The sequence below is a fragment of the Micromonospora sp. NRRL B-16802 genome, assembly GCF_001279555.1.
Lineage (GTDB): Bacteria > Actinomycetota > Actinomycetes > Mycobacteriales > Micromonosporaceae > Micromonospora > Micromonospora profundi.
The window spans coordinates 347,096-367,142 of record NZ_LGEB01000001.1; the positions used below are offsets into that span (position 1 = coordinate 347,096).

Below are 20,047 nucleotides of genomic sequence, written 5' to 3' on the forward strand. Positions count from 1 at the left end.
TTCATGGTGCCTGACCACCGGCACCCCGCAGGCCAGCGGGGGCGATTCGGGGCAACCAGCCGGGGACGAACGACGGCGGCGGGGCCACGGTTGCCCGTGACCCCGCCGTCCGTCGGTCTACTTCGTGGCCGGCTTGAGGCAGAGCACTCGGTTGGCGCCGTCACCGGGCAGCACCACGTGGGGCTGGGCCGGGTCGGCGCACTTGTCCTTCGTGTCCACCTTGGACACGATCGTGAAGGCGTCCGCCTCGCCGCAGTCCACCGCCGACGCGGCCTGGCCGGCCTGCTTCACGCAGGTGCCGACCGCCGGGTCGAAGGCAGGCGAGTTGTCGTTGCCGCCGAACTTGCCCAGCAGCATCAGCAGGCCGAGCGGCACCGCCAGGATGAGCACCGCCGCGACCAGCACCGCAGCGAGCACCCGCCCGTTGCGGACCTTCGGCGTCGGCGGCTCCGCTTTGGGCTCGTCGGCGTCCGGCTTGAACGCGTCGAACCGACCCTGGTCCGATCCGCCGTCCGCCTGGCCCCAGGCGGGCGCGGACTGCTGCGGCGGTGCCGGGAAGGCAGGGAACTGCGCACCCGGCGCAGGCTCGGTGGTCGGCCCACCGCCAAAACCCTGCCCGCCGAAGCCGGAGGCGCCGTTGACCGCGGCGCTGCCGGTGGCAGCCCCCGGACCACCGAAGCGGTCACCCGGGCGCTCGGTGCCGGACTGCGGCTTGACCCCGTTCACCGGCCGGTTGGTGCCGGGAGCGTCGACGAAGGACGGAACCCCCGGCGGGAAGGCCGGTGGCGCGGCGGCGGCCGAAGGAGACTCGCCGAAACCGCCGGGCGCCGACGAGCGGTCCCGGTCGTCGAAGCGCTGCTCGGACGGCGGCTCGCCGCCCCATCCGGGGAAACCCGATCGCTCCGCGCCGTTCTGCCAGTCCGGTGGGGACTGACGCTCCGGGCCGTTCTGCCAGTCCGGGGTGCTCGGCCGGTCGGAGTCGTTGCGCCAGTCGGGCGTGCTCGGGCGCTCGGAGCCCGGGTCGGCCTGGAACGCCTCCGGCGCCGACTGGTCCGGCTCGTTCTCCGGATCGGCCTGGGCCGGGCGGCCGTACACCCGGGGCTGTGGCGCGGACGTGCTGGCCGGTCGCATGGCCTGGTCCGCCGGTGGCATCACCCGACTCGCCAGGGGCACCGAGGCGCTCGCCGTGGCACGGGCCGCTGCGCCGCCCGCCGATCCGGCGTCCGACACCGGTACGGCGGCACGACCCGCTCCGGCCTCGGGAGAGGTACGCGGAGCGGGAACCATGGCACCAGCGGCGGGAGCATCCTCGGCGCGACCCCACCCGGCCGGCTCCGCGTCGTACTGCGCGGCGGCGTCCGGGGTGTCGCGCTCGGCGTACGCCGGCTGCTCGGGGATCGGCGGGTACTGGGCCGGGGGCGCGTAGTCGGCCGGCGGGGCGGCAGCCAGGCTCGCACCTGGCACGCGCTGCTCCTGCGGCGGCAGGGGGACCGCGTTGGCCGGTGAGATCCCCGGCGCCGGGGCGGGCTGGTAGACCGGCGCGTCGTCGCCCCGGCCACCGCGGGACTGCGCGGAGGCTTCCGCCTCGGCGCGACCCCACACCTCACCAGGCGCCCACGGCTGGACCTGCGGGACAGCGGCACCACCCTGCGCGGCATTGCCCGGGTCGGCGGCGGCCCAGCCAGGCGTCGCGTCGTTGCCGGGCACGCTGGCGCTGGCTCGGGCGGCCGGAGGGCTGGCCTGCTCCGCCTGTTGCCAACCCGCCGGTTCCTGCCGCTCGGCCGGCTGACCCTGGGCCGAGAGCACCCAGTCGGGCTGTTGCTGACGACCTTCGGCGCCACCCCAGGCCGCCGGCTGTGCCGGCTCGTCCTGGCGTACGTCGGTGCCGTCGCCCCATCCACCCGGCTGCGCCTGTTGTTGCTGCTGTGCCGCCCATCCGCCGGAGCGGGCCGGGTCGTCCTGACCGGGCCAGTTGGTCGTCGGCGGTTGGGCCGCACCACGGGCGCCTGCCGGCTCGGCCTGCCCCCAGGCGGGGGCCGGCTGCTCGGCCTGCTCGGTGGGCTGACCCCAGGTCTGGGGCGCCTGCTCGGCCGGCGTCCACACCGGCTGGTCGTCCCGGCTTGCGGCGGCACCCACGGCCCAGCCGCCGGAACCGGACTGGTCGTCCTGCTGCGCGCTGCTTCCGGACCAACCGGCGGGCTGCCCGGGCTGGGCGCCGCGCCAGTCGCCGGCGGGCGGGCTGGCCTGCGCGGCACCGCCCCAGCCGCCGGAACCGGACGCGTCGTCCGGCGGGGTCTCGGTGCTCCAGCCGCCGGAGCGGGCCGGGTCTTCCTGGGCTGGCCAGGCGGTCGTGGCCGGCACCTGCGCGGCACCTCGCGCGGCAGGCTGGGCCGGCGCCCACTCGGGCTGCTCGGGCGCGCTCGCGGGTGCGGCCTGCTCGGGTGGTGTCCAGCCCTGCTGCGGAGCCGTCCACTGGGCGGGCTGCCCCTGCTCGGGGGCGCCACCGCCGGTGGCCCAGGCGGGCTGTGGGGGGTCGCTGGACTGTGGAGCGGCGGCGGCACCCCAGGCGGGGTTCGCCTGCTGCTCGGGGGACTGGGTCGCCCACGCGGGTGCGGGCGGGTTGGGCCGCGCTGGTGGCGGCGGCGCCCAGCCCAGATCGGGGCCGGCGGCGTTGTAGCCGTTGTCCGGCTGCGCCGGGCGGTCGCCGTACGGCGCCGGTCCGGCGCCCTGTGACACCTCGTCCGGCTCCTGGCCGGGGCGGTGCGGGCCCTCGGACGTCATGGGTGCGCCTCCTCCATCACATGTCGGCCGCCGGCACCGATCGGTCTCCTCGGCATGGCAGCCGGCGTCACCGGCGTACCGCCGTGCCGGCTCCCCGCACGGTATCCGGTGCCCGCACGAGGTGTCCAAGGAGCACCTGTCGTCACTCCGCGTTGCCGGTCGGTGTCGAGCAGCTTCTATCGGACCGGCGTCGGCAGTGCCGGCCGGCGGCGACCGAAGCCCACGGTACCGGGCGCTGCGGCAGGGCGGAATCCCGGTCCAGGTAGTGGTGGAACGCCGATGGCCCACCCGGAACCGGGTGGGCCATCGATCTGGAGGAGGGTGCGGAATGTCGTGGAGCGTCAGCTCACGTGACGCTGGGCGATGACGAGGAGTTCGTCACGAACCGACGGCGAGTTGGCCGAACGCAGCGCGTGCTCGATGGCACGGGCGCGGCGGGTGGCGACGCGGTGGTTGCGGATTCGCTCGATCATGCTCATTGGTGGGTCCCCCTGGCTTATTCGATTGTCGGCCCCTGATGCGTCTATTTAACCGCATGCCGAGGCGGAAATCCATCGATTGTTAGGTGAGCTGAGACACCTGCCTAACGATCGAAGGTGGAGTGGGCGCCTGGCCGACTGTTTCGTCGCTCAACGGACACGGCCGGTGTGCCGGGCGTTAACCCGTGGCACACCGGCCGTGTGGCCTGGCGTTCGAACCTGTCAGGTCCAGGCGAGCAGCGCCGCCTCCGGATCGGTGAGGAAGTCGCCCACGTCGCGCAGGAACTTCGAGCCCAACTCACCGTCGATGATCCGGTGGTCGAAGCTCAGCCCCAGAGTGGTGACCTGACGCGCCTTGACCTTGCCCTTGTGCACCCAGGGCATCTCCCGTACGGCGCCGAAGGCCAGGATCGCCGACTCGCCCGGAGGCAGGATCGGCGTACCTGTGTCCACCCCGAACACGCCGACGTTGGTGATGGTCAGGGTGCCGCCGGACATGGCCGCCGGCGAGGTGCGGCCGGACTTCGCCGTCTGCACCAGCTCGTTCAGCGCGTCCGCCAACTCGCGGAGCGAGAGCCGGCCGGCGTCCTTCACGTTCGGCACGATCAGGCCGCGCTCGGTGGCTGCCGCGATACCGAGGTTGACGTACTCCTTGACCACGATCTCGTCGCCGGCCCAGGTCGAGTTGACCATCGGGTGCCGCTGCACGGCCAGCAGCACGGCCTTCGCCACGAGCAACAACGGCGAGACCCGTACGTCGCGCCACTCCCGCCGGCCACGCAGCCGGTCCAGCGCCTTCATGGCCCGGGTCACGTCGACGGTCAGGAACTCAGTCACGTGCGGGGCCGTGAACGCCGAGCGGGACATGTTCTCGGCGGTGAGCTTGCGTACCCCCTTGACCGGGATGCGCTGCTCGCGGTCGGCGCCGAAGCTCGCGGCGCTCGTCGCCACCGACGTGACGGCGACCGGCTCGGCGGCCGTGGTGGCACCGCTCGCCGCCTGCTGTACGTCCTCCCGGGTGATCGAGCCGAGCGGCCCCGAACCGGTGAGCGCGCGCAGGTCGACGCCAAGGTCCTTGGCGAGCTTGCGAACAGGAGGCTTGGCAAGCACAAGCCCGCCGCCACTCACCTCATCGCGTCGATCATGGACTTGTGGTGCCGGAATCATGGGGATAGCAGCGGGTTTGTCACCCACCACAACTCCATGATCGACCGCGGTGGGGGCCGGGGCCGGGGTGGGGGGCAGGGCTTTGCGGGGGCGGCGTTTTGCTGTTGTCGTTCGGGGGCCGTAGCCGACCAGGACCGCCGTGCGTCCGCCCGGGGCGGGGCCGCCGATCAGGCCGGGTTCGACCATGCCCTCCGCCGGCGCCACCTCGACCGCGGCCAGGGAGGCCGCCGACGGGGTGGGCAGGTCGCCCGTGGGGGTCGCCGTGGTCGACGGCGCCTCCAGCGGGCCCGCGCCCGGGTCGGTGTCGATGGCGATGATCGGGCTGCCGACCTCGACAGTGGTGCCCTCCGGGTGGAAGATCGCCTGCACCTGCCCGGCCCACTTCGCCGGGATCTCCACTGCGGCCTTGGCGGTCTCGACCTCGACGATCGGCTGGTTCAGCTCGATGGTGTCGCCGACCTTGACGAGCCAGGTCAGGATCTCGCCCTCGGTCAACCCCTCACCCAGGTCGGGCAGGTTGAATTCCTTGATCCGGGACATGGCGCTCACCATCCGAACGTGCGGTCGACGGCGTCGAGCACCCGGTCCAGGTCGGGCAGGAACTCCTCCTCCACCCGGGCCGCCGGGTAGGGGATGTCGAAGCCCGTGACCCGCAGCACCGGCGACTCCAGGGAGTAGAAGCACTCCTCGGTGATCCGGGCTGCCAACTCGGCACCGAGGCCGATGTTCGACGGCGCCTCGTGCACCACCACCGCGCGGCCGGTGCGCTTCACCGACTCGTACGCGGCCGTCAGGTCCAGCGGGGACAGTGACCGCAGGTCGATGACCTCAAGCTCCCGGCCGTCCTCGGCGGCGACGGTCGCCGCCTCCAGGCACGTCCGCACCATCGGCCCGTAGGCCAGCACTGTCACGTCGCTGCCGGGCCGCACCACGCGGGCCGAGTGCAGGGGGTACGCCTCGGACAGCGGCGCGTCCAGGTCGACCTGGCCCTTCTCCCAGTAGCGCCGCTTGGGCTCCAGGAAGACGATCGGGTCGTCCGAGGCGACAGCCTGCTGGATCATCACGTACGCGTCCTGCGGGTTGGAGCAGGACACCACCTTCAGGCCGGCGGTGTGCGCGAAGTACGCCTCCGGCGACTCGGAGTGGTGCTCGACAGCGCCGATGCCGCCGCCGAACGGAATGCGGATGACCATGGGGATGCTGAGCTTGCCTCGCGAGCGGTAGTGCATCTTTGCCACCTGCGACACGATCTGGTCGTACGCGGGGTAGACGAAGCCGTCGAACTGGATCTCGCAGATCGGCCGGTAGCCACGGATGGCCAGGCCGACGGCGGTGCCGATGATGCCCGACTCGGCGAGCGGGGTGTCGATCACCCGCTGGTCGCCGAAGTCCTTCTGGAGCCCGTCGGTGATCCGGAAGACGCCGCCGAGCTTGCCGACGTCCTCGCCCATGATGATGACCTTGGGGTCGTTCTCCAGGGCGCGGCGCAGACCGGTGTTGAGGGCCTTTCCGAGGGTGAGCGTCTCCGTGGCCATCAGTGCGCGCTCCCCTCGAACGACTCCATGTAGCGGCTGAACTGCGCACGCTGCTCGTCCAGCAGCGGAGACCCGTTGGGGTAGACGTGGTCGAACATCGTCACCGGCTCCGGGTTGGGCATGGCCAGCACACGCTCGCGCAGGTGCACCGACTCGCGGCGGGCCTGCTCGTCGACCTCGGTGAAGAAGGCGGCGTCGGCGATCTGCTGCTTCTCCAGGAACGCCCGTACCCGGGCGATCGGGTCCTTGGCCTGCCACGCCTCGACCTCGCTGGCGATCCGGTAACGCGTCGGGTCGTCGGAGGTGGTGTGCGCGCCCATCCGGTAGGTGTACGCCTCGATCAGGCTCGGACCCTGCCCGTGCCGGGCGTTGTCCAGCGCCGTGCGGGTGACCGCGTACGTGGCGAGCACGTCGTTGCCGTCCACCCGGATGCCGGGGAAGCCGAAGCCGGCGGCCCGCTGGTAGAGGGGGATGCGGGTCTGCCGCTCCAGCGGCTCGGAGATCGCGTACTGGTTGTTCTGGCAGAAGAAGACCATCGGCGCGTTGAACACGCCGGCCCAGACGAACGCCTCGTTGACGTCACCCTGGCTGGTGGCCCCGTCGCCGAAGTAGGCGATCACTGCTTCGCCGTCCTCGGTGCCGGTCTTGCCGTCCATGGTGATGCCCATGGCGTAACCGGTGGCGTGCAGGGTCTGCGCCCCGATCACGATCGTGTACATGTTGAACTTGAACTCGTTCGGGTCCCAGCCGCCTTGGTCGACGCCGCGGAACAGGCCGAGCGGCATGATCGGGTCGATGCCCCGGCAGTAGAGGACGCCGTGCTCCCGGTAGGTCGGGAAGGCCATGTCCTGCGTACGCAGAGCCCGCCCGGAGCCGACCTGGGCCGCCTCCTGGCCGAGCAGGCTGGCCCAGATGCCCAGCTCGCCCTGCCGCTGCAACGCGGTGGCCTCGGCGTCCAGCTTGCGGACCAGCACCAGGTCGCGGTAGAGCCCGCGGTACTCCTCGTCGGTGAAGTCGACGCGGTACTCGATGCCGTCCGGCCCGATGACGCTGTCGATCCGTTCGCCTTCGGGGGTGAGCAGTTGTACCAGGTCCGGATCGCCGGTCGCGCGCTTCTTGGAGCGGGGTGCAGCCCGCCTGCCGCGGGTGGGGGTACCCCCGGGGTCGCCCTTTGCCATCGGTGTCTCCCTGTCGTGTCTGCGGCGGCACCGGGGGGTCACCCGGCCGCGCAACTCGTGCGCCTGCCCGGCTGCTGCCGGGCCGGTTCCTGGCGGCCGCGCCTAGCCCCGGTGGGGGTTGCCGCGCGGCGTGAGCCGGATTCTTGGCTGAACCCGGTTCGGGAGCGCCGGCGCCGGGCCGCGCCTGCCGCGAGGGTGCGCGGCGGTCACGGCTGCGTTGCCGTCGTGCTCCATATTCGCAGAGCAGGTGAGCGCGCCCACAGTACGCCTGCCCCGCATTCCGAACGTCTACGGTTTGCTGCCGTTTGTCTTCATCGTGCCGTAGCGCGTCCACCGGGCGATCCGGCGATGATTCGTCACCGTTCGGTCAGTGCTGCGTGTCGACACGCGGTGGGGACTAGCTGACGGACGGTAACTAAGTCAGGCTGATTGCCACAGGATCGCGTTGATCGGGTGGTTTGCCGGCTTCCGGGCGACGACGCCTGTTCTCCCGCAGCGACGAACGACAGCAGCGAACGACAGCAGCGAACGACAGCGACGAACGACAGCGACGAACGACAAGGGGGCGCGGTGGACGAGCCAGGTGACGGTGCCGGTGTACCGCTGCTCGGCCGACACCGGGCCGCTGGTGGATACCGCCGGGTGGTCGGGGCGCACCGCGCACCAGGCATCGGCGGCCCTTCCCGGGGCTACCTGCTCACCGTCGCGCTACTCGTCGGCACCGCGTCAATGCCCATCCTCGCCGCGATCAGCGCGGGCTCGGCCACCCAGGGCAGCACCGCCCTACCGGACAGCGGCACACCGTTCATCCCGACGCCGTCGGTCGGGCCGGTGGTCATCCCGATGCCGATGACCGCCCAGCCGGCGCTCCCACCACCGGGCACGCCCGGCGCCAATCCGACGACGACCCCTGGCTGGCTGCCCGCGGCTCCCCGACCCGCAGCGGACGAGTCAAGGTCCGGGCCGACGGCCGACGACAGGGTGCCCGCACACCGGGCCGCCCCCGCGCCGCCGGTACCGCGTGCGACCCGGAGCACCCCACCGGCCGCGCGCCCGCCCAGTCCGTCGCCGGTGCCGTCGCCCACCGGGCCGCCGGACCCCGACCCGACCCCGACACCCACGCCGAGCCCGACGCCGACCGACCCGGTAACGCCTACCGCGACCGACCCGGTGACGCCCACGGCCACGGACCCGGTGACGCCCACGGCCACGGACCCGGTGACGCCCACGGCCGTCCCGACGAGCACCTACAGCGTGCCGGCCGGCACACCGCCGTGCACACCTCCCGCCGGGCCGCCTACCCGGACCGCCACTCCCACGGCTTCGGCCTCCCGGACCGCCACTCCCACGGTGCCGGCTTTCCGGACCGTCGCCCCCACAGCGCCGGCTTCCCGGCCCTCCCTGACGTCGGGCGCCCGGCTCACCCGGACCGCGCCGCCGCCTACGGTCGGCTCCTAGCCGGCCGGACCGAGGCATCCCACCGCTCCAGCAGCGGTACGGTGACGATCAGGCGCCACCGACACGGGCGGCGACGGTCCACGGTAGGCACGTACCGGAGGGGGTGGCGTGGGCGGCGGTGCGGAGCCCCGCCCGGTCGCCGTCCGGCCCGGCCCGGGGCTGCGGATCGCCCGACTGGTCACCGAGCTGACCGCGCCGGCTGTGCTGGTGTCGCTGCTGATGATCGCGGTGAGCTGGCACAGCTCCCCGGGCGGTGGCCGCGGCCTGGCGTGGGGCCTGCTCGCCACGCTCTTCGTCACCGGCATCCCGTTCGCCTACATCCTCGGCGGGGTGCGCCGGGGCCGGTTCACCGACCACCACATCGGCCGTCGGGAGCAGCGGCGGGTACCGCTGCTGGTCGGCCTCGGCTCGGTCACGGCAGGGCTCGTCCTGCTCACAGTGCTCGGTGCGCCACGGCCGCTGCTGGCGCTGGCGGTGGCCGGGCTGGTGGGGTTGGTGGTCGCGGTGTCGGTGAGCCACTGGTGGAAGATGTCGATCCACTCGGCGGTGGCGGCCGGCACGCTGGTCATCCTGGCGATGACCTTCGGACGCGGCTTCCTCGTCGCCGCACCGCTGCTCGCGGTGGTCGGCTGGTCCCGGGTGCGACTGCGCGACCACACCGTGCCGCAGGTGCTTGCCGGAGGCGTGGTCGGCGCGCTGATCGCCGCTCTCGCCTTCGGTCTGCTGCGCTGAGCGAACCTGCCGCTGCGTGTATCGAGCCGTGCGGAGGCAGGGCGTGCGGGAACCCGCGCTGGCCGGCCCGGAGCCGTCAAGCCCCGTGCCGCCCGGCGCCCATCAGACGCACACGCCGCCCGGCGCCCATCAGAACGCACACGCCGCCCGGCGTCGTCAGACGCTCACGCCGCCCGGCGCGAAATCTCCCGCCCGGCGCTGGCGCCGTCAGGCGCCGTCGTCGGCCAGGCGGTGGCGGTTCGCCTCGATCCAGGCGTCGAGCGCGGCCGGGTCGTCCGGATCCACGCCGTCTGCCATCAGCTGGGCTACCGCAGCCGTGGCCGGGCTGCGCCGCTCGCCGGTCGAGTAGAGCCGCGCGAACTCCGGCACCATCTCCTCGATCGCCTCGTCGGTGCGTGTCGCGGCGGCCTCGGGCAGCCCGCGCTGGCGTGACGCGTACCGGGCCCAGGCGCGGAGCACCCGGGGCAGCATGGCCGCGTCGTCCATGTCGAGCACGGCACGGCGGTGCACCCAGTCGAGCAGGAAGAGCCCGGACACCGCAGGGCTCCACCGCATCGGGTCGGCGTCCGGGAAGGTCGCCGAGTGGTCCAGCAGCAGGCTCAGGCAGAAGTGCAGCGAGGCGAGCTCCGGGCCGTCGACGGTGTCGAGGCCGAACCGCGCGGCCTCCGGAGCGGCAAGGAAACGCCGGACCAGGTCGGTGCGCTCGGCGGCGGACAGCGGCTCGACCTCCGCCGGGCTGGTCGGGGCGGCGGCAGTGGGCAGCATCGCCAGCCGGGCGCCCACCAGCGCGCGGTCGGTGGCGAGCGAGCCTTCACCGGGCAGCTCGCTCAGGTCGTCGGTGACCGAGAGATGGCGGGCCACCTCGCCCCGCAGCCGGGACGGGTCCTCGGTGCGGAACCAGGTCAGCTCGTCCTCGGCGCACATCTGCCGGACCTGGTCCAGGATCCGCTCCGCCGGCCCGCCGACGAAGATGTCCTTGGTGACCCCGATGTTGTGGTCGACGAGGGCCACAAGCGCGTGCTCCGGGCCGCCTGCCGCGTCGTCGTACGCGAAGGTGGCGAGGTAGGAGGTCTGGTCGCCGTACACGTCGCCGTACGCCCAGCTGCCGGTGAGGTGGACCCGGCCGAGCTGACCCGACCAGGCGGGCGCCTGGCTGCCGGGACGGACCCGCTCGGCGCCCTCGGCGTTCGGGACGAGGATGGCGAAGACCTGCCGGATGGTGGTCGCCGACGCGATCCGGCGGCGGGCGGTGGCGGCGAGGAACCCGGTCACGAATTCCCGTACGGCGGTGTCGCGGTCGGTCTCCGCGATCGCGTAGACACTGCCCAGCAGGGCACTGCCGAGCATCTCGGCGTCGAGGGCGGACTCCAGCTTGGTCACGTCGCGTGCGGCGTGCAGCACCGCGTCGTAGGGGGTCTGAGGCGTGGCCATGCTCCGACCCTACGCCGCCGGAGGGGCTGTGCAGAGCGGTAGCGATGCGTCAACGGTGGGCGGCGTCCCCCAGCGCCTCCCGTGCCTGCTCGTACGAGGCGAGCACGGTCCGCACCGGAACGAGCACGTACTCGTGCCCCACGTCGGCCACCTTCACCGTCAGTCGCTGCTGCGCCCGACCGCGTGCCCGTCGGGCCGCCCAGCGGGTCACCGGGCGGGTCAGCGCCGCCACCAGAAGCCCGGCCAGCAGCCCGCCGAGCAGCAGCAGGGTGGGCAGCGGCACCTGGCCGACCATCGGGTTGTCCAACGCTGGCAGGCCGAGCACCCGCAGCGCGTACCCGAGCACCAGCCAGCCCAGCCCGACCACGGCGGCGAGGGTGACAAGCCACTGCACAGCGCCGACGACCCGCCACCAGAGCGGCCGCCGGTCCAGGCCGAGGTCGGCGCTGGCGATGGCGCGGTCCAGCGCGTCGGGCAGGTCGTTCAGGCGGGACCGGGCGGCCGCGGTGACAACTGACGGCCAGGCGGCGGGCAGGTGGGCGGCGGCCCGGTCGGCCACCGCGCGGATCGCCAGGCCGAGCGCCGAGCGTTGGGCGGCGGTCGGGTCCGGGACCGAGGTCGCCGCGACAAGGCTCTCCGCCGGGTCGGCCTGGTCGCCGGTCGGGCCGGGTAGGTGCAGGCGCCGCAGCGGGTCGGGCCGGAGCCGACGCCAGCCTCGTACCACGGGCCAGCCGGTGGCCGCGCCGGCCCGGTGCCGGTACGCCTGCTCGACCGCCTCGGCCACCGCCGGCACACCTGCCGCGCCGGCCAGCGCCCGGTTCAGTCCGGCGACGGCCGCGTCGTCCGGCCCGGCCGGGCGTCGCGCCGAGCCGACCAGTTCGTCGAGCCCGGCGACCACCGAGTCGACGTCGCCGGCCAGCCGGCGCAGGGCGGCCTGCCGCTCGGCGACGGTCCGCTCCAGGGCGTTGCGCAGCCCGACCATCCCGGCCGGGTCGATGGCGGTGGTGGCAAGCAGTGGAACTCCGGTCAGCCCGTCGCTGTCGAGCAGCCGGCGCAGGTCGTCCAGGACCCGAGGCAGCTCGGCCGGGGGCAACCGGTCGGCCTGGTTGAGCACGACGAGGGTGACGTCGCGGTGCCTGTGGAACTCGCGCAGGTAGCTGTCGTGGATCACCCGGTCGGCGTACTTCTGCGGGTCGACCACCCAGACCACCTGGTCGACCAGGCCGAGCAGCCGGTCCACCTCCAGCCGGTGGGACCGCTGCACCGAGTCGAAGTCGGGCAGGTCGAGCAGGATCAGCCCGTGCAGGGCCGTCTCGTCGTCCCCGTCGAGGGCGCTCTCGCGGACGAAGCGGTGCCGAGGCAGCACACCAGTCCAGTCGAGCAGCCGGTTGGCGCCCTCCAGCGGACCCCACACGCAGGCATGGGTGACGCCGGTGGTCGGCCGGCGGACCCCTACCGGCGAGAGTTCCAGTTGGGCCAGGGCATTGAAGAGACTGGACTTGCCGCTGCCGGTGGCGCCTGCGAGGGCGACAACTGTGTGGTCGCGGGACAGCGCGAGCCGGGTGCCGGCCCGTTCGACGAGGGTGTGCGCGGGCACCAGATCGGCGTCGGGCAGCAGGCCGTCGACGGCGGTCAGGAACCGGCGTACCGCGTCGACGCGGGCGATCAACGCATCCGGGTCGATGCGCTGGTCACCCCGGAACGCCTCGCGTACCCGGCCGGCGATGTTCGTCACCGGGAGTCCTCCTCGTCGCCGCCCGCCGGCAGGTCGCTGCCTGTGGCCAGGCCGCTGCGGTGCCGGGCCAGTTCGACCTGGCCGGCGGCGCGGCGCAGTTCGTCACCGGCCGCCGCGGCGGGCCGGGCTTCGGCGGTGCGGGCCAGGAAGCGGTCGGCCTCCGTGTCCAGCAGCGCCCGTACCCGGGCCAGCAGGTCGGTGCGGGCCTTCGCGGCAAGGGTACGCACCGCCTGGTCGCCGAAGATCGCCTGGAGTACGGCCTGGGCGGCGACGGTCGTGCCGGCCCCGGTGGCCAGCTCCAACCCGGTGGGAATGAACGCGGTGGAGGCGAACACGGCGATCATCACGGCCAGCCCTGTGGCGTTGACCGCGTACGCGGCGGTGCGCGCCACGAACCGCTTGTCGCCGCCCTCGACCCGGACGAGTTCCAGCACGCCGCGCTGCCAGTCCCGGACCATCCGCTCGGCGCGTTCGGGCAGGTCGTCGCTCGGGTGGGCGAGCCCCGGCTCAAGCAGGTCGGTGCCCGCCGGATGCGCCTTCCACCCGGTGTACGCGGCCTCGGCGGCCTCGGACGCCACCCCGCGCAGCAGTGTGACGAGCTGCGACTCGATGGCGTTGCGCAGCTCGGCGGCGGGGGCAGGCCGACCGGTGACGGCGGCCACCAGCCGGTCCCGTATTCGACCGATCCGTGCTTCGAGCGTGCGGAAGAACTCGCCGGTGCCGACGAACTCCTGCCAGCGGGCGAGCACCTCGCCGCGGAGCAGCCGGCCGTCCCGCAGGCCCTGCTCGACAGTCCGCTCGGCGCCCCGGTAGGCGCCCCGGACGCGCTCGTCCAGACCGTCGGCGGCGGCGACCTGCTCGTCGGCGGCGTCGGCCAGCTCCTCGACGGCGGGGTGCAGGGCGGCCAGCGCGCCGTCCAGGGTCTGCCGGACCACGGCGGCGCGGGCGTCGGCGTCGGCGGCCAGCCGGGCGAACCAGTCGGCGAGCGGCGCGGTGACGCCCTCCGGGAGCAGCCCCTGGCCGTCGACCCAGGTCTCCGGGAGGACGAAGAGAGGTGCCCGGCCCAGATCCTGCTCGGCGAGCATTTCGGTCAGGTGCGCGGCGATCTCATCGCTGGCCTCGGCGGGCACCCGGTCCAGCACCATGGCGATCACCGCGCCCCGGGCCCGCGCGCTGCGCAGCAGTTCCCAGGGCACCGCGTCGGCGTACCGGGCGGCGGTGGTGACGAAGAGCCAGAGGTCGGCGGCGGCGAGCAGTTGGCTCGCGAGCGCCCGGTTGGCGTCGACGACCGAGTCGATGTCGGGTGCGTCGAGGAAGGCCAGGCCGGGCGGCAGGGCCGGGGCGGTGACCAGGTGCAGGGCGCGGGGGTCTTCGCTGGGCTCAGTGGTGCGGGTCAGCCCGGGCAGCAGGTCACCCTGCCGGAACCAGGTGGCGTCGGCCGGGTTGCAGACCAGCACCGGCGAGCGGGTGGTGGGCCGGAGCACACCGGCGGCGCTGACGCGGGCCTTCACCAGGCTGTTGACAAGCGTCGACTTGCCCGCGCCGGTGGAGCCGCCGACCACCACGAGCAGAGGGGCGTCCAGGCGGGCGAGCCGGGGCAGCAGGTAGTCGTCGAGCTGGTCGGTGAGGGCCGTGGCGGTGTGCCGGGCGGAGTTGGCGGAGGGCAGCGCGAGGGGATACCGGGCGGCACCGATCGCGGCCCGGAGGCCCGTCAGCGCGCCGGGGAGGCTGTCGTCCCCGGTGGTGGCGGGCGGCTCCTCCGCGGCGTCCGGCGGGCCGGTGCGGGCTGCGACGGCGGGCGCGCCGGAACGGGTGGCGGAATCGCCGTGCGTCGTCACCGCTAAAGCGTGCCCGACCGATGCAAGGGAAGACAACCGGACGGTAATAACGTCTGGGTTGCGTCGGGTCGGCTCAACTCGACTTGACGATTCGCCAACGCGTGGCACTATTGAGTCAAGTTCACTCAACTTGTGGTGGGGCCCGCTGCGGGCGGCGCCCGCCAGGCAGTCGCGGGCAACACCCGCCACCTGCACAACCTTACGAAGCGAGGAAGCGAAGATGGCACGTGCGGTCGGTATCGACCTCGGCACGACGAACTCCTGCGTCAGCGTTCTCGAGGGCGGTGAGCCCACCGTCATCGCCAACGCTGAGGGCTCGCGGACGACCCCGTCGATCGTCGCGTTCGCCCGTAACGGCGAGGTGCTCGTCGGTGAGGTCGCGAAGCGCCAGGCGGTGACCAACCCGGACCGGACGATTCGTTCGGTCAAGCGGGAGATCGGCACCAACTGGTCCGTCGACATCGACGGCAAGAAGTACACCCCGCAGGAGATCTCGGCCCGGACGCTCATGAAGCTCAAGCGGGACGCCGAGGCGTACCTGGGTGAGCAGATCACCGACGCGGTGATCACCGTCCCGGCCTACTTCAACGACGGCCAGCGCCAGTCGACCAAGGAGGCCGGTGAGATCGCCGGCTTCAACGTGCTGCGGATCGTCAACGAGCCGACCGCGGCCGCCCTGGCGTACGGGCTGGACAAGGGCTCCAAGGAGCAGACCGTCCTGGTCTTCGACCTCGGCGGCGGCACCTTCGACGTGTCGCTGCTCGAACTGGCCGAGGGCGTTGTCGAGGTCAAGTCCACAAGCGGTGACAACCAGCTCGGTGGGGACGACTGGGACCAGCGGATCATCGACCACCTGGTCAAGACGTTCCGCGGCGAGCACGGCATCGACCTGGGCCAGGACAAGATGGCGCTCCAGCGGCTCCGTGAGGCCGCCGAGAAGGCCAAGATCGAGCTGTCCGCCGCCACCACCACCAACATCAACCTGCCGTACATCACCGCTGGCGCGGCCGGCCCGCTGCACCTGGACGTGACGCTCAGCCGCGCCGAGTTCCAGCGGATGACGCAGGACCTGCTGGACCGCTGCAAGGGCCCGTTCGAGCAGGCCGTGAAGGACGCCGGGATCAAGGTCTCCGACGTCGACCACGTGATCCTGGTCGGCGGCTCCACCCGGATGCCGGCCGTCACCGACCTGGTCAAGCAGCTCACCGGTCGCGACCCCAACAAGGGCGTCAACCCGGACGAGGTCGTTGCCGTCGGCGCCGCTCTGCAGGCCGGCGTGCTCAAGGGCGAGGTCAAGGACGTCCTGCTGCTCGACGTGACCCCGCTGAGCCTGGGCATCGAGACCAAGGGCGGCATCTTCACCAAGCTGATCGAGCGCAACACCACAATCCCGACCAAGCGCTCCGAGGTGTTCACCACTGCGGACGACAACCAGCCGTCGGTGCTCATCCAGGTGTTCCAGGGTGAGCGGGAGATCGCGTCCTACAACAAGAAGCTCGGCACCTTCGAGCTGACCGGCCTTCCGCCGGCGCCGCGCGGCGTGCCGCAGATCGAGGTCACCTTCGACATCGACGCCAACGGCATCGTCAACGTGCACGCCAAGGACCTGGGCACTGGCAAGGAACAGAAGATGACGATCACCGGCGGCTCCTCGCTGCCGAAGGACGACATCGAGCGGATGCGCCGGGACGCCGAGGAGCACGCGGAGGAGGACAAGCGCCGCCGCGACGACGCCGAGACCCGCAACGTGGCCGAGGCGCTCCAGTGGCAGACCGAGAAGTTCCTCGCCGAGAGTGGCGACAAGCTGCCCAGCGAGAACCGGGAGCAGCTCAACGAGGCGCTCGGCGAGCTGCGTGGTGCCCTCGGCGGTCAGGACATCGAGAAGATCAAGTCGGCGCACGGGCGCCTGGCGCAGGTCTCCCAGCAGGCCGGCTCGTTGCTCTACGCGCAGCAGTCCGAGCAGGGCCAGCAGCCCGGCGGCGAGGCCGGCCCGGGTGCGGCAGGTCCCGGTGCGACCGGCCCGCAGGCGGGTGCTGCCGGCGGTCCCGACGACGTGGTCGACGCGGAAATCGTGGACGAGGACGGCAAGAAGTGACCGTCGGCCTCCGGCACGTATCCACGGCGAAGGGATGAGGTAGCCGCATGACGCAGAAGTCACGAGCCGCCGACCCGGACGACGCCGGGTCGACGCGAGGTGGCTCCGCGCCCACGGAGCCAGCCACCGGTGACGAGGAGCGGGTGGTCATCCGCAACAACCGCAAGCTCACCGACACGACGGAGCCGGAGGGCACCGCCACCGACGCGGGGAGCGACGTCTCGGCCGAGGGCCTCGTCGAGGATGCCGAGGTAGTGGTCGACGAGATCGAGATCGAGGCGACCTCTGTCGAAGGGTCGACGCCGTCCGGTCCGCCGGTGGTGGACGCCCCGGCGCAGCCCGTCGACGGCGGCGGCACCGGGACGTCACTCGGTGCCGAGCTGGAGGCGCTCCGGGCCGAGTTGGAGGAGCGGACCAGGGACGTGCAGCGGGTGTCGGCGGAGTACGCCAACTACCGCAAGCGGGTCGACCGGGACCGCAGCCTGGTGCAGGAGCAGGCGACCGGCTCTGTGCTGGCCGCGCTGCTGCCGATCCTCGACGACCTCGACCGGGCGAGGGAGCACGGCGACCTGGTCGGGCCGTTCGGCTCAGTGGCGGAGCAGCTCACCACCGCGCTGGGCAAGTTCGGCCTGGCCGCCTTCGGCGAGCAGGGCGACCCGTTCGACCCGACCCGGCACGAGGCGGTCGCGCACCAGACCTCGGCCGACGTCAGCGAGCCGACCTGCGTGCAGGTCATGCGCCGCGGCTACCAGCTCGGTGAGCGGCTGCTGCGCCCCGCGCTGGTAGCGGTCGCGGATCCGGAATAGTGCGAGACAGTGACCGGGCCGTCCCGTCCCCCGCGCAGCGGTGGGCGGGACGGCCGGGCCACGACGGTCGAAAGGAGGTGGACCGGTGAGTTCGAAGGACTGGCTCGAGAAGGACTTCTACGCCGTGCTCGGCGTGGACAAGGCCGCCTCCGCGGATGACATCAAGAAGGCGTACCGCAAGCTGGCCCGGGAATCGCATCCGGATCACAACCCGGGCGACCCGAAGGCCGAGGAGCGGTTCAAGGCCGTGTCCGAGGCGTACAACGTGTTGTCGGACGCCGGCCGTCGCCGGGAGTACGACGAGATGCGCTCGCTGTTCGGCTCGGGCGCGTTCCGGCGCAACGCCCGTGGCTCCGGCCAGCCGGGCGGCGTGCCGTTCGACGTGTCCGACCTGTTCGGTGGCGGTGCGGGCGGTGGCGGTGACCGTCGCTTCGGCGGTGCCGGCTTCCAGGATCTGTTCAGCTCGATCTTCTCCGGCGGGCAGGCGGGCGGGCAGGCAACTGCGCGTGGTCCGGCCCGCGGCCGGGACGTGGAGACCGAGGTGGCGCTGGACTTCGGCGACGCGGTCCGCGGGGTGACCCTGCCGCTGACGTTGCGCGCCCCGGGCGTCTGCGACACCTGCCACGGCAACGGTGCCAAGCCCGGCACCCAGCCGCGTACCTGCCCGGTGTGCCACGGCGCTGGCGTGACGACTCGGGACCAGGGGTCGTTCAGCTTCTCCGAGCCGTGCCGCAACTGTCAGGGCGTCGGCACGGTCGTGGAGGAGAAGTGCCCGGAGTGCCACGGCAGCGGCGGTGTCACAAAGACCCGCACGCTTAACGTGCGCTTCCCTGCCGGAGTGGCCGACGGCCAGCGCATCCGGCTTGCCGGGCGCGGTGAGCCAGGTGAGCGCGGCGGACCGGCTGGTGACCTGTTCGTGCACGTCAAGGTTCGACCGGACGAGCTGTTCGGGCGTACCGGAGACGACCTGACTCTGACCGTGCCGGTGACCTTCGCGGAGGCCGTGCTGGGCACGGACCTGCGGGTGCCCACGCTCGACGGTGCGGTGACCCTGCGGGTTCCGCCGGGTACGCCCAGCGGGCGGGTGCTGCGGGCCCGGGGCAAGGGTGTGGTCCGCCGTGACGGGCAGGCCGGCGACCTGCTGGTCACGCTGGAGGTGGTGGTGCCGGCCCGCCTGTCCGACGAGGCGCGCACGGCACTTGAGGCGTTCGCCGAGCAGAGTCCGGCGGCGGCGCGGGAACATCTCGACGCCCGGGTGCGTCGGGTCAGTTAGTCCGGTGGGATGGACGCGGAGGTGAGCGGGATGTCGGGCGAGTTCCTCGGTTCGGGTGACCCGGCCTACGAGGCCAAGGTGCTCATGATCTCGGTCGCGGCACGGATGGCGGGGATGCACCCACAGACCCTGCGCCAGTACGACCGGCTGGGGCTGGTGCAGCCGGGCCGGGCCGCTGGCGGCGGACGCCGGTACAGCGTTCGGGACGTGGTGCTGTTGCGCGAGGTGCAGCGGCTCAGTCAGGACGACGGGATCAACCTTGCCGGCGTCAAGCGGATCATCGGGCTGGAACGGCTGCTGGAGCAGGCGCAGCAGCGGGTGGCCCGGCTGGAGGCGGAGTTGGACGCCGCGTACCGCCGGGTGGCCGAGCTGGAGTCGCTGGCCCGCTTCCCGGGCCGTGACCTGGTGCCGACCAACCGCACGTCCACGGCGCTTGTGGTGTGGCGTCCCCGCCGTACGCCGGACCGCTGACCCGTAGCTCACCTTCGTCGTTCCCGGCTCCCGGCCCGTGTCGATTTTTCGGCGCGGGCCGGACCCTTTCCGTTAGCCTGTCAATACGGGTCCTACCGCCTCAATTCGGGCCTATCGGCGCGATGAGGGGAGAACGATGGCGGGGCCGACGAAGAAGCTGGCGGAGCAGACGGAAGACCGGTTGGAACAGTTGGCCGACACCGTCCGCGCGAAGTTCGACAAGGTGACCGAGGGCAGCTTCCGGGACCGGATCGTCGAAGGGCGGTTCGCCGACCACGGTGACCGCGCCGACGAGGCCGACCACGGCGAGCGCGCTGACCACGGCGAGCGCACTGACCACGGTGGCCGCGCTGACTCCGGCGACCGTGTTCGGCCTGAACCCGGCCGGAAGCACGACTGACCGGTAACGATGTGCGGGCCGGGACCCACGGGGGGTCCCGGCCCGTCGCTCATCGCCTGTTCGGCCGGCGGTCGCGCCTCGTCCGAGTTCCAGGGCGTGGGGCCGGACTGTCAGCCGAGGCGGCGGTTCTCGCGGACCAGGCCGCCTTCGCACCAGTCCCGGTAGACGAACAGGTCCGGTCGGGCGAGGAGTACCCGGCCGTTGTGCGCCCAGATTCTCATCAACTCGTCGCCGTCGCGTTCGGCCTGCTCGACCAGCTTGCGGAAGCGCCGCTTGGGGTGGGCGCGGAATTTCGTCCGGATGCCGTCGGCGGCGTAGATGTAGAGGCAGTGCAGCGCGAAGCGTCGAGCCGGGCAGGTCGGGTCCATGGCCAGGTCGAAGAGCGTCAGCACCAGCCGGTCGCCGGAGACGAGGAGGTCCCAGTCGGGCGGCATGGAAGCAAGCGGCACCGAATCGGGCTGGAATGCCCAGGCTCGCAACTCCGCCGGAGTCGGATCGACGGGGTTGGCAAAGCCGTGGAACGTCGACTCCTGCACGCTCACCGGCCAACCTTCCGCTCTCGCCCGCGTCGGCACTGGCCACCTGCGGACCGTGGCTGCTGGGGCGAAACGGTAACCTGCCCGCCGGTTGCTGCGGTAGTACCCGCAGGGGCGCAATTCGGCAACCGT

At 72.7% G+C, this 20,047-nt stretch carries 16 protein-coding genes; 6 read left to right on the forward strand and 10 right to left on the reverse strand.

Annotated elements, in window-relative coordinates; all coding sequences use genetic code 11:
* Positions 1-117: 117 nt before the first annotated feature.
* The 6 genes from ADK66_RS01660 to ADK66_RS01680 all read right to left on the reverse strand — a co-directional run bounded on the left by ADK66_RS01660 (position 118) and on the right by ADK66_RS01680 (position 8,387).
* Positions 118-2,781: a hypothetical protein gene (locus ADK66_RS01660; RefSeq protein WP_053651879.1), complete on the reverse strand. Its 2,664-nt coding sequence runs from the start codon at positions 2,779-2,781 to the stop codon at positions 118-120.
* A 341-nt stretch (positions 2,782-3,122) separates the two neighbouring features.
* On the reverse strand, positions 3,123-3,260 hold the full coding sequence (locus tag ADK66_RS31755) for a hypothetical protein (RefSeq protein ID WP_167946334.1): 138 nt from the start codon (positions 3,258-3,260) through the stop codon (positions 3,123-3,125).
* Between the two features lie 222 nt (positions 3,261-3,482).
* The gene (locus tag ADK66_RS01665; RefSeq protein ID WP_053652341.1) at positions 3,483-4,967 is read right to left on the reverse strand and encodes a dihydrolipoamide acetyltransferase family protein; all 1,485 of its coding nucleotides are present in this window, start codon (positions 4,965-4,967) and stop codon (positions 3,483-3,485) included.
* 5 nt (positions 4,968-4,972) lie between these two features.
* Entirely contained in the window at positions 4,973-5,962 is a 990-nt protein-coding gene (locus ADK66_RS01670) for an alpha-ketoacid dehydrogenase subunit beta (RefSeq protein ID WP_053651882.1), read from the reverse strand.
* On the reverse strand, positions 5,962-7,140 hold the full coding sequence (gene pdhA / locus ADK66_RS01675) for a pyruvate dehydrogenase (acetyl-transferring) E1 component subunit alpha (protein ID WP_053651884.1): 1,179 nt from the start codon (positions 7,138-7,140) through the stop codon (positions 5,962-5,964). Before pdhA ends, ADK66_RS01670 begins: the two co-directional genes overlap by 1 nt.
* Positions 7,141-7,829: 689 nt before the next feature.
* Complete coding sequence (locus ADK66_RS01680) at positions 7,830-8,387, reverse strand: hypothetical protein (RefSeq protein ID WP_053651886.1); 558 nt, start codon at positions 8,385-8,387, stop codon at positions 7,830-7,832.
* A 319-nt stretch (positions 8,388-8,706) separates the two neighbouring features.
* Here ADK66_RS01680 and ADK66_RS01685 point away from each other — a divergent pair, with 319 nt between their 5' ends.
* Positions 8,707-9,330: a phosphatase PAP2 family protein gene (locus tag ADK66_RS01685; RefSeq protein WP_053651888.1), complete on the forward strand. Its 624-nt coding sequence runs from the start codon at positions 8,707-8,709 to the stop codon at positions 9,328-9,330.
* 207 nt (positions 9,331-9,537) lie between these two features.
* Here the strand turns inward: ADK66_RS01685 and ADK66_RS01690 are convergent, their stop codons facing one another.
* Genes ADK66_RS01690 through ADK66_RS01700 form a run of 3 tightly spaced genes read right to left on the reverse strand, consistent with a single transcriptional unit; the run spans position 9,538 to position 14,334 of the window.
* Positions 9,538-10,761, reverse strand: a complete 1,224-nt coding sequence (locus ADK66_RS01690; RefSeq protein WP_053651890.1) for a hypothetical protein — start codon at positions 10,759-10,761, stop codon at positions 9,538-9,540.
* A 49-nt stretch (positions 10,762-10,810) separates the two neighbouring features.
* Complete coding sequence (locus tag ADK66_RS01695) at positions 10,811-12,496, reverse strand: GTPase (RefSeq protein WP_053651892.1); 1,686 nt, start codon at positions 12,494-12,496, stop codon at positions 10,811-10,813.
* A complete protein-coding gene (locus ADK66_RS01700; RefSeq protein ID WP_053651894.1) occupies positions 12,493-14,334 on the reverse strand; it encodes a GTPase domain-containing protein in 1,842 nt (613 codons plus the stop codon). Before ADK66_RS01700 ends, ADK66_RS01695 begins: the two co-directional genes overlap by 4 nt.
* 220 nt (positions 14,335-14,554) lie before the next feature.
* On the opposite strand from ADK66_RS01700, the gene dnaK reads away from it, so the two are divergent.
* The 5 genes from dnaK (at position 14,555) to ADK66_RS01725 (ending at position 19,379) form a co-directional block, all read left to right on the forward strand.
* Positions 14,555-16,429 (forward strand): molecular chaperone DnaK, encoded by a 1,875-nt coding sequence (gene dnaK, locus ADK66_RS01705; protein ID WP_053651896.1) that lies wholly within the window; start codon positions 14,555-14,557, stop codon positions 16,427-16,429.
* Between the two features lie 47 nt (positions 16,430-16,476).
* Positions 16,477-17,235 (forward strand): nucleotide exchange factor GrpE, encoded by a 759-nt coding sequence (grpE, locus tag ADK66_RS01710; protein WP_053651898.1) that lies wholly within the window; start codon positions 16,477-16,479, stop codon positions 17,233-17,235.
* A gap of 85 nt (positions 17,236-17,320) precedes the next feature.
* Positions 17,321-18,508: a molecular chaperone DnaJ gene (gene dnaJ / locus ADK66_RS01715; RefSeq protein ID WP_053651900.1), complete on the forward strand. Its 1,188-nt coding sequence runs from the start codon at positions 17,321-17,323 to the stop codon at positions 18,506-18,508.
* A 30-nt stretch (positions 18,509-18,538) separates the two neighbouring features.
* Entirely contained in the window at positions 18,539-18,979 is a 441-nt protein-coding gene (locus ADK66_RS01720; protein ID WP_030332087.1) for a heat shock protein transcriptional repressor HspR, read from the forward strand.
* A gap of 136 nt (positions 18,980-19,115) precedes the next feature.
* Positions 19,116-19,379 carry a hypothetical protein gene (locus tag ADK66_RS01725; RefSeq protein ID WP_053651902.1) on the forward strand — a complete coding sequence of 88 codons (264 nt, stop codon included), beginning with the start codon at positions 19,116-19,118 and terminating at the stop codon, positions 19,377-19,379.
* 110 nt (positions 19,380-19,489) lie between these two features.
* Here ADK66_RS01725 and ADK66_RS01730 read toward each other — a convergent pair whose 3' ends face one another.
* On the reverse strand, positions 19,490-19,921 hold the full coding sequence (locus ADK66_RS01730; RefSeq protein WP_053651904.1) for a hypothetical protein: 432 nt from the start codon (positions 19,919-19,921) through the stop codon (positions 19,490-19,492).
* Positions 19,922-20,047 lie beyond the last annotated feature (126 nt).

Bases quoted from the DNA above. Each gene is read 5' to 3' on its own strand.
- ADK66_RS01660 (WP_053651879.1), bottom strand. From the start codon at position 2,781: ATGACGTCCGAGGGCCCGCACCGCCCCGGCCAGGAGCCGGACGAGGTG.
- ADK66_RS31755 (WP_167946334.1), bottom strand. From the start codon at position 3,260: ATGAGCATGATCGAGCGAATCCGCAACCACCGCGTCGCCACCCGCCGC.
- ADK66_RS01665 (WP_053652341.1), bottom strand. From the start codon at position 4,967: ATGTCCCGGATCAAGGAATTCAACCTGCCCGACCTGGGTGAGGGGTTG.
- ADK66_RS01670 (WP_053651882.1), bottom strand. From the start codon at position 5,962: ATGGCCACGGAGACGCTCACCCTCGGAAAGGCCCTCAACACCGGTCTG.
- pdhA (WP_053651884.1), bottom strand. From the start codon at position 7,140: ATGGCAAAGGGCGACCCCGGGGGTACCCCCACCCGCGGCAGGCGGGCT.
- ADK66_RS01690 (WP_053651890.1), bottom strand. From the start codon at position 10,761: ATGGCCACGCCTCAGACCCCCTACGACGCGGTGCTGCACGCCGCACGC.
- dnaK (WP_053651896.1), top strand. From the start codon at position 14,555: ATGGCACGTGCGGTCGGTATCGACCTCGGCACGACGAACTCCTGCGTC.
- grpE (WP_053651898.1), top strand. From the start codon at position 16,477: ATGACGCAGAAGTCACGAGCCGCCGACCCGGACGACGCCGGGTCGACG.
- ADK66_RS01720 (WP_030332087.1), top strand. From the start codon at position 18,539: ATGTCGGGCGAGTTCCTCGGTTCGGGTGACCCGGCCTACGAGGCCAAG.
- ADK66_RS01725 (WP_053651902.1), top strand. From the start codon at position 19,116: ATGGCGGGGCCGACGAAGAAGCTGGCGGAGCAGACGGAAGACCGGTTG.